The organism is Prescottella equi, assembly GCF_020171745.1.
GTDB lineage: Bacteria > Actinomycetota > Actinomycetes > Mycobacteriales > Mycobacteriaceae > Prescottella > Prescottella equi_A.
Window position 1 is genome coordinate 1 of the sequence record NZ_JAIVAH010000026.1, and the last position, 11,553, is coordinate 11,553.

Sequence of the window (11,553 nt, forward strand, 5' to 3'; positions counted from 1 at the left end):
CCGCGTGGTTCGGAGGTCATCCAACCTTCCGTGCCCCGCGGCGGCCATCGACCATCACTCCGACAACGCCAGGAACCGTTGTCCGACCCCCATTGCCTGGGAACAGTCGTGCGCTGATGGCCCCCGCCGATGGGAGATCATTGACTGGGTACTGGGGCGATGGAACTTTGCGAATCTCTCCGATTGTGAGGAAGTCGCCATCCTCGAGTTCCGCGAATGCATTGACGATGTGCTGCCCGATATCGCGTCGAATGGGGGCGGACGAACTACGAGTTGATTGGTCTGTCGGTTGTGTCCGTATGGGCGGTTGGTCACGGTCGGGAGTGAGGTCACGCTCCACATCACGGATGCGTCTGGGCTCACCCTCGACTGCGGTGGGACGCGGCCAGATCGCCACGGCAGCCTGCGCCAGCGCCTCAGATCGGTGTTCGACCTGAGTCACGCCCCACTCCACCGGCAGAGATCTATTGAGCGTCAACGCGGAATGGGCGAGCAGGTGCTCCCGTTTCCTTCTCCATGCAGCGTTGGACAGGCTGGAGTTGAGTTTTCCGGTGATCAGGGTGAGGTTCCCGATCGTATGAAGCAGACCGTCGCGTCGCTCTTCCTCGGTTTCGGCCGCGGTTCGATCAGTTGGCAGCGGCCAGTGCTCGTGCCAGCTCTGCGGCATCAGGTGCTCGACGGACAGCTTCGAGCTTGCCGGCATCGGTTCGGTTCGATCGGTCGTGAGGTGGTGCTCGAACGCCAGGAGAAGCCGCTGAAGCCGATCGCGTTTGAACAGTCGGTAGAGCGGAAGGGTTCTCAACGATTCAGTCAGGTCGTTGTCGCTCGGCCAGAGTCCCGATTCGGAGTCCTGCTGCCCCAAGAACCCTTCGATCACTTCGTGTGCGGCACCGCCGGCGGAGAGCTGGCGGAGCAGTTCGAGGAACAGCCGGTTGTAGTTCTTCGCGGTGAGCCGGCACACCGCGCGGCGCACCAGATATGCCTCGAGCAGTTCGAGTGCGCGTTGACGCTCGCTGCCTGCGGTGTGCGCGAACAACCACAGCAAGATGGGTGTGATCGTCTGCGTGTCGACGATCTCGAGGCGAGTCAGAATCCGCCGCTCAGGAGCGGTACCAATCCCTCCCGTTTCGAGCTCATCGTAGATCTCCGCGTATCGGGCCAAATCACTGAGGAATCCCTCGGCGAGGTCCGCATCGCCCCCGAAATGGCTTCGAGAGACCGCGAAAAGCTGGTGGGATTGAATCTCCCGCTGGAGGAACAGGGTAAGGAAGAACCCCACATAGACGTCCAGCCGCGGGCGTACCAGCCGGCCCTGCCGCACGTTCTTCTGCCACCGCTCGAGTTCCAGCGGCTCCCAGTACTTCTCGTAGAGTTGTTCGACCGGTCGACCACTGTCCTGCAGCGTCCGGAACAGTGCGTTCTTGATCAGGTCGGACGCGCGCAGGGCCGTTCCACGGGCGTTGAGCGTCTCGAAGATCACCTGCGCGTTGTCGTCGATCCCGAGGTCGATCACAACCAGCTCCAGGTGCTCGAGCATGACCTCGGCGAGTCCGTCCAAAACTGCCTCGACGTCGCCGTCCCCACACGCGGACCCGAAAGCGTCAATCTGTTCACGGAAGAACACGTAAGCCGACGCGATCCTCGGAAGCGCCGGATCACGTGTGCTGTCTCGATACGCGCCACGCATTACGTCGGCATAGGCGGCTCGATCACGGTTGGTCGGCCACAATTTGAACTCTTCGTCGGGGCCGTCGACATAGTCCGCGTCGTTCTTCAGGGTCTTGGCGAGGCGACTCGACAGTCGTGTCTTGATCCCCGCCGCCATGTATGCATCTCGCAGTGCCGCGATGAGAATCTGCAGCGTCGTGAGCCGCTGCTGACCATCGATCACTTCCCGAACTTCGAGGCTGCCCAGTGCGCCCCGCTTCTGTTCGAGCACGATCGCGCCGAGGAAGTGCGGAGGCGTTTCGCCGTCCTCGCGGCGGTCGAACGTCGCGACGACGTCTTCCCACAACGGTGCCCACTGTTCGTCCTCATCCCAGACGTACGGGCGTTGGAACAGCGGTACGACCAATCGCACATCGCTCCGGAACACCGTCTTCAACCTGCGCGGATGCGCTTCCACTAGTCCCTCCCGAACTCAAACCGCCAGTCGTAGCTACCAATAGTCACATGGCGCCATCGAGGAACCTCGGGACCGCCCTTGCGACCACAACACCGTCCGTCCCAATCGAGCGAGGCCAGATGCCGAATAGGGTCCCGCATGGGGGTCCGACACCGTTTGTTGCGGCATCGGCGCCTACCGCAGATGACGCCATCTCCGTTGCTAGGATCAGCGACATAAGCGCGACCGCCGTCGGCCGCGGGGGACCGATCGACCACGGGCGGTGGGATGGAGAACAACCGGACAGTCGTGTCCCACGCACTTGCGTTAGGGACACGAAATTCTCGCCAACTCGAGGTATGGCGGACGCAATCGGTAGGTCACCCGCAGGTCATCCATCTCCTGTTGTAGGCGGCGTCGACCAATCCGTTCGGTTTTGTCCCAGCCAAATCGGCCAGGGCAATGGAAATCTCTGCAGAACCCCACTGCCGGTGTCGCTCCGCGACCCTTTGCGAATCGAGGCAGCATGCGCATCATCGACAACATCAACGAATTGCTCGGGGATGATCTGAAGTCCGAGATCACGCCCGGCTCGAAGGTTCGGATTGCGGCATCGACCTTCTCGATCTTCGCCTTCGAGGCTCTGCGCAAGGAGCTCGAGCAAGTGGAGGAACTGGAGTTCATCTTCACGTCTCCGTCATTCGTGACGAGCACGGCCACTGACAGGATCCCGAAGGAACGTCGAGAGTTCTTCATTCCTCAGGCGCGTGGTGGTGAGTCGAGTCTGTACAGCTCGGAGTTCGAGATCCGGCTACGGAACAAGCTCACTCAACGAGCGATCGCGAAGGAATGCGCAGATTGGGTGCGCCGGAAGGTGACATTCCGGTCGAACTCGACCGGGAACCCGATGCAGCAGTTCGCGGTGGTCGATGACACGGCCGCGTACATGCCGCTTCAGGGCTTCACAACCGCCGACCTCGGCTACGCCCGCGGCAACGCCGTTTCCAACATGGTTCAACGCATCGACGATGCTCCGATGACGGCCCAGTGCATTCAGTTGTTCGATCAGATCTGGAACAGTCACGATCAGCTCCAGGATGTGACTCAGGCTGTCCACGAACATATTTCGAGCGTGTATGCCGAGAACTCTCCGGCCCGCATCTACTTCCTGATCCTCTACAACCTGTTCGCCGAGTTCCTCGACGACATCAACGAGGATGTACTGCCCAACGACCGCACCGGCTACCAGGACACGCAGGTCTGGAACGCGCTCTACAACTTCCAGAAGGATGCGGCGACCGGGATCATCAACAAGCTCGAGACCTACAACGGCTGCATCCTCGCCGATAGTGTCGGCCTCGGTAAGACATTCACCGCGCTCGCAGTCATCAAGTACTACGAGCTGAGAAACAAGTCGGTACTCGTGCTGTGCCCGAAGAAGCTCGCCGAGAACTGGACGAACTATAACGCGAACTTGACCACCAACGTCTTCGCCGGCGACCGGTTCAACTACGACGTGCTCGCCCACACCGACCTGTCCCGCACCCGGGGCGAGTCGATGGGGCTGCGGCTGGACCGGATCAACTGGGGCACCTACGACCTAGTCGTGATCGACGAGTCGCACAACTTCCGCAACGCCGACTTCTCCGATGAGAAGGAATCCCGCTACCAGCGGCTGATGCGGCAGGTGATCCGCGAGGGTGTGAAGACGAAGGTCCTCATGCTCTCGGCCACCCCGGTGAACAACAAGTTCAGCGACCTCAAGAACCAGCTCCAGCTCGCATACGAAGGCGAGTCGGACAACCTTGCCAAGCACCTCAACATTTCGACGACCGTCGAGAAGGTGTTCAAGGACGCGCAGACGGTGTTCAATGCGTGGTCGAAGCTCGATGCCGAGGACCGCACGACGGACCGCATCCTGAAGATGCTCGACTTTGACTTCTTCGAGTTGCTCGACGCCGTGACGATCGCCCGCTCCCGCAAACACATTCAGGCGTTCTACGACACCACCGAGATCGGCGTGTTCCCGAAACGTCTGCCGCCCAAGTCGATTCGGCAGCCGCTCACGGATGTTGCCGATGTCCCGACGTTCAACGAGATCTTCGAGCAGCTGCAGCAGCTCACGCTGGCCGTGTACACGCCGTTGGCGTACGTGTTTCCCAGTCGCCTCCAGAAGTACGAGGACCTTTACAACGTCGGCACGGCCGGCGGGAAGCCAAATCTGGGGCAGCGTGGGCGTGAGCAGGGCGTGAAGAAGCTCATGACGGTCAACCTGCTCAAACGCCTCGAGAGCTCGGTCGAGGCGTTCCGGCTGACGCTGACGAAGATCGAGGGGACCGTCGATCGAACTCTCAGCCGGCTCGATGGGCGCCACGGCGCGCTCACCGATATGGACATCGACCTGGACAATCTCGAGGTCGACGACGAGGACACGGCAGACGCCGAGGCGCTCGTGTTCGGGAACAAGATCAAGATCGATCTCCAGGACATCGACGTCGACTCCTGGCAGCGAGATCTGTGGAACGACCGCGAGACGCTGCACCGACTGGTCACCGAGATGCACAAGATCACGCCCGAACACGATCTGAAACTGCGCGCCTTGAAGGACCTCATCGCGGACAAGGCTGCGAACCCGATCAACGACGGGAACCGCAAGGTGTTGATCTTCTCCGCGTTCGCTGACACCGCCAACTACCTCTACCGCGAGCTCGGCCCCGCGCTGAGCCCCGCCGGTATGGAACTCGGGCTCGTCACCGGCGGCGGGAACGGGGCGAAGACCACGATCGGCACCGGATACGACTTCCAGTCAGTCCTCACCCTGTTCTCGCCGCGGTCGAAGCAACGGCACCTGACCATGCCGAAGGCAACGATCGAGATCGACGTCCTGATCGGCACCGATGTGATCAGCGAGGGTCAGAATCTTCAGGACTGCGACTACCTGGTCAACTACGACATCCACTGGAATCCGGTGCGGATCATCCAGCGGTTCGGCCGGGTCGACCGCATCGGATCGACGAACAACCACATTCAGCTGGTGAACTTCTGGCCCGACATCTCCCTCGACGAGTACATCAACCTCAAGGAGCGGGTCGAGAACCGGATGGTCATCGCCGACCTCGCCGGTACCGCCGACGACAATATCCTCACCCTCGAAGATTCCGATGCCGCCTTCCGTAAGGAGCAGCTCCGCAAGCTGCAGGACGATGTCATCGAGTTGGAGGATGTGCGAAGCGGAGTCTCGATCACCGATTTGGGACTCAACGACTTCCGCATGGACCTGCTCGGCTATATCAAGGAGTACGGCGACCTGGCGGCCGCACCGAAGGGCCTGCACGCCGTGGTACCCGCAGACCCGGCCAAGGGGCTGAAACCGGGCGTAATCTTCGCACTACGGAACGTGAACGCCGACGAGAACATCAACCGTGGCAATCGCCTGCACCCGCACTACCTCGTCTACCTCGGCGACAACGGCACCGTCATCGCCGACCACACCGAGGCCAAACATCTGCTCGACCTCATCCGGACCGGATGCCGCCCCCACGATCAACCCGTCGCTGACGCAGTCCGCACCTTCAACGCAGCCACCGGTGAGGGCGCGAACATGGAGCGGTACTCCGAACTGCTCACCGACGCGATCTACTCGATGATCGACGTCACCGAGGAACGCGACATCGACAGCCTGTTCACCGGTGGCCACACAACTGCACTCACGCAGACGATCGCCGGACTCGAGGATTTCGAGCTCATCGCCTTTATCGCGATCGTCGACACTACGCAGGGGGCATCACCCGATGAGTGAGCTCGCCGCCAACTTCCTATACCGCTGGCCCGACGCCGCGCAGTTTGGCAGCCGAATCCCGAAGGAGAAGTTCTACGAGCACGGCACCGTCCCCGCGGCGGTGCGGGAGAAGTTTGTCTCCGAAGTGCGACGCATCACCTGGGCGTACAAGCTCGCTGAATCCACCGTCAACCTGCCCGGCAGCGACGCAGTCTCGGAGATCCAGGTGTTCCGGATCGACACGAAAGGCACCGACGTCACGGAGTCAGTGTTGACCGCGATCGACAAGGCCATCCCGTTCCCGATCGTCTTCGAAATCAGCCGCGGCCACGGCGAGGACGAGCACACCCGGATGATCGCCTCGCACAAACAACTCGGCTCTGGTGCACCGAAACTCAGTACCTACTACTGGACCGACTGGCAGCCTGCCGGCACTGATCGCCGACCGCTACCAACCGCGATCACCCTGCCTGCCCTCTACACCGCGCTCCTGGAGCCGTTGATGCCGGTGGCGACGCGGCCGGGTGAGGACAACTCGGAGGTCTCAGCCAGACTGGACACCGCGCGAACGCTCGAACGCGAGATCGCGACGCTGGAGCGCAAGCTCCGCACCGAGCCGCAGTTCAACCGCAAGGTGGCGCTGCGCCGGACCCTGAAGAAGAAGCAAACAGAGTTGAACTCATTGAGATGAAGAGGCAGAACTAACCCGTGGAGAAACTGCGCATGACCTCCCCCGACTTGACCGATGCGAACATCGACAAACTCGCGAAACTGTTCCCCAGCGTAGTCACCGAGACCGTCGACGGCGACGGTAATCCGAAGCGAGCCATCGACTTCGACCTCCTCCGCCAGGAACTCTCCGACCATGTCGTCGACGGCCCTCAGGAGCGCTACCAGCTCGACTGGCCCGGCAAGCGCGCCGCTGCCTTCGCAGCCAACGCCCCCATCGCTAAGACACTCCGACCCGTACGCAAGGAATCCGTCGACTTCGACACCACTAAGAATCTCTTCATCGAGGGCGACAATCTCGAGGCCTTGAAGCTACTACAGGAGTCGTACCTCGGAAAGATAAAGGTCATCTTCGCTGACCCTCCCTACAACACAGGATCTGACCTCGTTTACGAGGACGATTTTTCCACGTCTGCCTCTGACTACCTTTCGCGTTCGGGCGAGCTCGACGAGCGAGGGAGGCTAAATACCAACCCGCTCACTAACGGTCGCTTCCACTCCGACTGGCTGACGATGATGTACCCACGACTGCGCCTCGCCCGTAACCTTCTGTCCGACGACGGAGTGATGTTTGTCACCATTGGCGACCACGAAGGTGCGAATCTTCGTGTCCTGATGGACGAGATTTTCGGCACTGCAAACTTCGTTGCCACGATTGTCTGGCAGTCCCGAACTTCTATTTCGGATGACCAAGAAATCTCGGCGAACCACAACTATGTTCTGGCATACGCTCGAAACCGCGAGCAACTTACCTTTTGGGGTGAGCCGCTTCGATCGACCGAGTACTCGAATCCCGACGGCGATCCACGGGGTCCATGGAAACTCGTTCCCCTTGACGCGAATAAGCCTGGAGGTGACACGAACTATGAGGTCGTGAATCCCGATACAGGTCAGGGATTTTGGCCTCCGGCTGGTCGATCGTGGGCCATCAACCCTCGTTCGATGCAGGACCTGATCGACGATGGCCGGGTCAAGTTCGGACTTAAGGGCGACAGCGCACCCAAGCGCAAACTCTACCTCAACGAGAGAATTCAACGAGGCGACACACGTACACCGAGTTCACTGCTCCTTGATGCTGGCACGACGAAGGACGGCAGCGAGGAGGTGGCAAAAATCCTTGGGGGGAAGAAGATCTTCGACTACCCCAAGCCCGTGTCGCTCCTCTCCCGGCTAATCAGGTACGGGGCCGCGGGCGCGAAGGATTGCACCGTGCTTGACTTCTTCGCGGGGTCTGGCACCACGGCAGAAGCCGTCATGCGCCTCAACTTGGACGATGATGGTGCACGGAAGTTCATTGCCATTCAGTACCCGGAGGTGGTTGGCATTTCAACGCCTGCGGCGAAGGCGGGCTATGCGACGATCGCAGATGTGGCCAAGGCGCGGATCCGCAGGGCGGGCCAGTTGGCAGCCGCACAGGCGGGACTCGCGAATGAGCACATGGACTTCGGATTTCGGGTGTTCGAGGTCGATACCACCAACATGACTGACGTGCTGCGCTCCCCAGACGAGACCGATCAGCTCGCACTCGGCCAATTGGAGAGCAGCACTAAGCCTGGCCGATCGTCTGAAGACCTGCTGTTCCAAGTGCTGCTCGACTGGGGTCTTGAGCTGACCATGCCTGTTGAGGTCGAACAGACCGACGGCCATGACGTGTTCGTGGTCGAGTACGGTGCGCTGATCGCGTGCTTCGACTCGGAGGTCAGCCCCGAACTCGTGCGGACCATCGCCAAGCGTGAGCCTCTACGTGCAGTCTTCCGTGACTCCAGCTTCGCATCGGACGACGCCCGCATCAACGCGGAGCAGATCTTCCGTGAGGTATCGCCGGCCACGGACGTGAAGGCTATCTGATCTCATGAAGCTTCAGTTCAAGGTCCAGCAGTACCAGACCGACGCCGTCGACTCGGTGGTCGAGGTGTTCGCCGGGCAGCCCAAACACGACGGCATCTCCTACCGGATCGACCCCGGCAAGGTGAAGCCCGTCTCGAATCCCTCACTGTTCGAGGAGAACTCGACACCAGATTCCGGTCTTCGCAATGCCGAGATCGCCCTCACCGGTGCCCAGCTGCTGGAGAACGTCCACAAGGTCCAGCAGTCCCGGAACCTGCCACGGTCGGCCAAGATTTCGGATAGCAAGGCCGCGCCAGGGGCGCCGAATCTCGATGTCGAGATGGAAACCGGTACGGGCAAGACGTACGTCTACATCAAGACGATCATGGAGCTGCACAAGCGGTACGGCTGGTCGAAGTACATCATCGTGGTTCCCTCGATTGCGATCCGTGAGGGCGTGCAGAAGTCGTTCAAGGTGACAGCCGAGCACTTCCAGCAGATCTATGGAACGAAGCCTCGCTCGTTCGTCTACAACTCCTCGCAGCTGCACGAGATCGAGCGGTTCAGCTCCGATGCCGAGGTGCAGGTGATGATCATCAATATCCAGGCGTTCAACGCCACCGGCAAGGACAACCGCCGCATCTACGACGTGCTCGATGACTTCCAGTCTCGTCGTCCCATCGATGTGATCAGTGCGAACCGTCCGATCGTCATCATCGACGAGCCGCAGAAGGTCGGTGCTGCCAAGTCGTTGGAGGCGCTGTCGCGCTTCAACGCGCTGATGATGCTGCGCTACTCGGCCACCCACAAGGTCGAGCACACCAAGGTTCACCGGCTAGACGCCGTCGATGCCTACAACCAGAAGCTGGTCAAGAAGATCGCGGTCCGCGGTATCACCGTCAAGGGGCTGGCCGGCTCGACCGCGTACCTGTACCTGGATGCGATCGAGATCGCCAAGGGCGCCAAGCCCCGGGCGCGGGTCGAGCTTGAGGTGCAGACCAAGGGTGGGCCGATCAAGCGACAGGTCAAGCGCCTCGATGTCGGCGCCAACCTGCATGACATCTCCAACGGTATCGAGGCCTACAAGGGCCTGTTCATCACCGACATCGACGCCAACCGTGACGTCGTTGAACTGAGTAACGGCGACGTTGTCATGGCCGGGCAGGTCACCGAGGACGTGACGGAGGAAGCGAAGCGGCGCATCCAAATTCGCGAGGTGATCCGCGCGCACTTCGACAAGGAGCGGGAGCTGTTCAGTCGGGGCATCAAGGTGCTCTCGCTGTTCTTCATCGACGAGGTCGCGAAATACCGCGACTACGACCGCGAGGACACCCTAGGCGACTACGCCCGTTGGTTCGAAGAAGAGTACGCGACCATCCGCGACGAGGTGCTCGCGGAACTCGCACTCGATGAATCGACTGCCGCGCGCCAGGAGTATCTGCGCCGTGACGACGTCAGGTCTGTGCACGGGGGCTACTTCTCCATCGACAAGAAGACCAAGCGTCAGATCGACGGCAAGGTCAGCGGCCGCGGTGACGACAAGGGGCAGTCCACCGACACCGACGCCTACGATCTGATCCTCAGGAAGAAGGAACGCCTGCTGTCGTTCGACGAGCCGGTGCGCTTCATCTTCTCCCACTCTGCACTGCGCGAGGGCTGGGACAACCCCAACGTATTCGTGATGGGCATGCTCAAGAAGAGCGACAACACCGTCTCCCGCCGCCAGGAGATCGGCCGCGGCCTGCGCCTGGCGGTCAACCAGCACGGCGAGCGCATGGATCACCCCGCCACCGTGCACGACATCAACGAACTCACTGTCGTCACCGACGAGTCCTACACCGACTTCGTCACCGGGCTACAAAAGGAAATCGCCGAATCCCTGTCAGCACGGCCACGCGCGGCAAGCGAGGAGTTCTTCACAGGCAAGACGATCCACACCCAGGCGGGCGAATCCGTCGTCGAGGAGAAACTCGCCAAAGCGATCTACTTCCACTTGGTGCAGAACGGCTACGTCGACGAAGACGGACTCGTCACCACCAAGTACAAGGACGACAAGGCCGCCGGCACCCTCGCTGTGCCGACCTCAGAGATACTGGCGCCGGTCATCGATTCCGTCTGGCCGCTGGTGGACATGCTCTACCTCGACGTTCCAGTTCCGGAGAACGACCGCAAGCCGAAGAAGATCCCCCTCAATGAGGCCAACTTCGCCCGGAAAGAGTTCCAGGCACTATGGAACCGGATCAACCACAAGGCCGTCTACCAGGTCGAGTTCGACTCGAACGAGCTGATCCGTGAGTGCATCCGATCCCTCGACACGCACCTCAACGTCGCCGCGATGCAGTACGTCATCCACGAAGGTGCCCAACACGACGCCCTCGACGCCGACGACCTCACCAACGGCACCGGGTTCTCGGTCTCGGACACGCGCACCGAAACCGAGACGGCTACAGCCGGATCACAGGTCAAGTACGACCTTCTCGGCGAAATCACCGAAAAGACTCAACTCACCCGACGGACTGTGGCTGCCATCCTCGCCGGCGTTACGCCGGCGACCTTCGTCAAGTTCCGGCTCAACCCGGAGCAGTTCATTACCGAGACTGCTCGGCTGGTCAACGAGCAGAAGGCCACCGCGATTGTCCAACACTTGACCTACGACACGCTGGAAGCTCGATTCGACTCGGCAATCTTCACGGAGAACCAGACGAAGCAGGATTTCACCCGCGCCGGCAGCAAACTGAAGAAGCACATCTACGACTACATCGTCACCGACTCCAAGATCGAACGCGACTTTGTGAACGAGATCGACACCAGCAACGAGGTCGCGGTCTACGCAAAGCTGCCGCGAGGCTTCTTCATCCCGACCCCGGTCGGCGACTACAACCCCGACTGGGCCATCGCGTTCACCGAGGGCAGCGTCAAACACGTCTATTTTGTCGCCGAAACCAAGGGCTCACTATCGAGCCTCCAACTCAAGGGAGCCGAGAAAGCGAAGATCGAGTGCGCCCGTAAGTTCTTCGACTCACTCAACAAGAAGAACGACCAGAACGTCACGTACAACGTCGTCACCAACTACACCGAGCTGATGCAGCTCGTGGGGCCGGGAACGTAGCGGAAT

At 60.8% G+C, this 11,553-nt stretch carries 5 protein-coding genes; 4 read left to right on the plus strand and 1 reads right to left on the minus strand.

The window, feature by feature from the left end; genetic code table 11:
* Positions 1-16 precede the first annotated feature (16 nt).
* A complete protein-coding gene (locus LCL87_RS21070) occupies positions 17-2,125 on the minus strand; it encodes a DUF262 domain-containing protein (protein WP_225023397.1) in 2,109 nt (702 codons plus the stop codon).
* Positions 2,126-2,630: 505 nt separating this feature from the next.
* Here LCL87_RS21070 and LCL87_RS21075 point away from each other — a divergent pair.
* Genes LCL87_RS21075 through LCL87_RS21090 form a run of 4 tightly spaced genes read left to right on the plus strand, consistent with a single transcriptional unit; the run spans position 2,631 to position 11,547 of the window.
* A complete protein-coding gene (locus LCL87_RS21075) occupies positions 2,631-5,903 on the plus strand; it encodes a helicase-related protein (protein WP_225023398.1) in 3,273 nt (1,090 codons plus the stop codon).
* Complete coding sequence (locus LCL87_RS21080) at positions 5,896-6,573, plus strand: DUF4391 domain-containing protein (protein ID WP_225023399.1); 678 nt, start codon at positions 5,896-5,898, stop codon at positions 6,571-6,573. Before LCL87_RS21075 ends, LCL87_RS21080 begins: the two co-directional genes overlap by 8 nt.
* 32 nt (positions 6,574-6,605) lie before the next feature.
* Positions 6,606-8,459, plus strand: coding sequence for a site-specific DNA-methyltransferase (locus LCL87_RS21085; RefSeq protein WP_225023400.1), 1,854 nt, complete (start codon positions 6,606-6,608; stop codon positions 8,457-8,459).
* Positions 8,460-8,463: 4 nt separating this feature from the next.
* Positions 8,464-11,547 carry a restriction endonuclease gene (locus LCL87_RS21090; RefSeq protein WP_225023401.1) on the plus strand — a complete coding sequence of 1,028 codons (3,084 nt, stop codon included), beginning with the start codon at positions 8,464-8,466 and terminating at the stop codon, positions 11,545-11,547.
* Positions 11,548-11,553: the final 6 nt, after the last annotated feature.